Origin of the sequence: Nitrosospira sp. Nsp14, from assembly GCF_900113575.1 — a bacterium.
Classification (GTDB): domain Bacteria; phylum Pseudomonadota; class Gammaproteobacteria; order Burkholderiales; family Nitrosomonadaceae; genus Nitrosospira.
Genome location: NZ_FOPV01000044.1, coordinates 1 through 2,013 on the forward strand (window position 1 = coordinate 1; position 2,013 = coordinate 2,013).

Sequence of the window (2,013 nt, forward strand, 5' to 3'; positions counted from 1 at the left end):
GAGACCGACTTGAACGAGAGCAAAAAGCAGGGAAAGATGGTCCTCAAACCCGAGAAAAAGGATGAGGACGACGATGACGAGGATGAGGAGTAGGCTTATCCGGATGTAAGGATGTCATCAACCCGTATATCCCATCCGCTAGCGGATGGGATCGCGCCAGGACTCCATCGACAGGTTTACGTCGTCCTGGCTGTTATGCCAAATCAGATACCTATCTGAAACGCAATCCAGCGCACAGATGTGCCGCCAAGAAAGCATATGGCAATCCCCATTGAACTTGATCACGCTAGTCGCCAGTCGCTGCAAGGGCAGATCTTTGAGCAGTTACGCCATCTCATTCTGGGTGGAAGGCTGAAGCCCGGTACGCTTGTTCCGGCGAGTCGCGTATTGGCTGAACAGCTCGGCATTTCCCGCAACACGGTACTGCTCGTCTACGATCGCCTGATAGCAGAGGGCTACCTTCAGGCCCGAAAGGCAATTGGTACCTACGTGAACCTTGAGTTGCCAGAAACCTGTCTCGCTGCGACGCGTAGAATAGCTACTTCGGCATCGACTCACGGCGAGGCAGCAAAACGCCCCTTGATTCCTTTTATTCCTTTTGCCGGCCCGGCGCCGGCAAAAAGAAATACCCAGCATCTCGATTTTGACTTTTATCCTGACCGGATTGATCTCGATTTATTCCCGCTTAAAATATGGCGTCGCTTTATTAACCGAACCTTCACATCAACAGTCACGCATTTTACGGAATGCACCGATCCTGGAGGGTTACCACAGTTACGCGAAGTCATTGCAGACCACTTGGGGATCGCCCGGGGAATTAGCGTATCCGCTGATCAGATAATCATTACCGCTGGATCTCAGGAAGGCCTTAACTTGGCTTGCCGCCTGCTTGTAAAGGAAGGAACACTGGTTGCCACGGAGGATCCGTGCTACCAGGGGGCGGCATCCCTCTTCGAGAGCTACTACGCCAAATTGCTTCCCATCCCCGTCGATGAAGACGGATTGGAAGTTGAACAGTTGCCGAAAGATGGTGTTACGCTCATCTATGTCACACCTTCTCATCAGTACCCTCTTGGATTCACCCTGCCCATTGAGCGGCGCCTGAAGCTGCTGGATTGGGCGCGCCGGTGCGGCGCGTATATCATCGAGGACGACTACGACTCTGATTTTCGATACCGCGGATCACCTTTGACAGCCCTGATGGGACTTGACGATCATGGCTGCGTAATGTATTTGGGCACTTTTTCCAAATCCATGGGCGCAGGGCTTCGCTTGGGTTATCTGGTCGTACCCAAGGCACTGATCCCTGCCGCACGCTCCGCCAAGGCATTGCTCAATAGCGGACATGCCTGGCTGGATCAGGCAACGATGGCCGAGTTTATCCGAAGCGGTGCCTATGGCAACCATTTGCGACGCATGCGCAATATTTACTCGAAGCGGCATGATTGCCTCATAGATTCTCTGCGCGAACATTTCGGTGAGGTACAGCTCTCGGGACTGGAAAGTGGGTTACATCTTGCATGGCACCTGCCTGCCAGTTATCCGGACGTATCAGAACTCCAGGCGCTTGCACTGCGGCAAGGGGTCGGAATTTACTCGATCGGTTCTGGAACAACCTATGACTTTGGAAAGGGCGGCTATAGCACACGTACCGTTGTGCTGGGTTTTTCCTCGCTTAACGAGTACCAGATTCGTGCAGGTATAAGGCGACTGGCGCATGCCTTCACAGATCTGCCCTTAGAATCTCTCCACTCCGGGCTCGGCCGCCACGGCGGGTTCTCATCATCCCTTCACTACAAGAATCCCGGCTATTAGACTCTATCTTTAGGCCGCCGTAGAGTGGCCTCTGTCCCTCGGGAGGTAACCGATTTATACCCTACGACCCCAGGCGTCCGGAGAGGTTTTTAACGGGCCCGAATAAAAAAACACCGATCCACCTTGCCGTCTGTCGACGGTGGCGGACCGGTGTTTTGAGGAACCTTTGCTGTCGCGGTTCCCCAGTTTGCTTAGAGC

The 2,013-nt window shown here is 53.8% G+C and carries 1 protein-coding gene; it reads left to right on the forward strand.

From position 1 onward, the window contains the following. The first annotated feature begins 258 nt into the window (after window positions 1–258). The gene (locus BM022_RS14935) at window positions 259–1,815 is read left to right on the forward strand and encodes a MocR-like pyridoxine biosynthesis transcription factor PdxR (protein WP_091140566.1); all 1,557 of its coding nucleotides are present in this window, start codon (window positions 259–261) and stop codon (window positions 1,813–1,815) included. Window positions 1,816–2,013 lie beyond the last annotated feature (198 nt).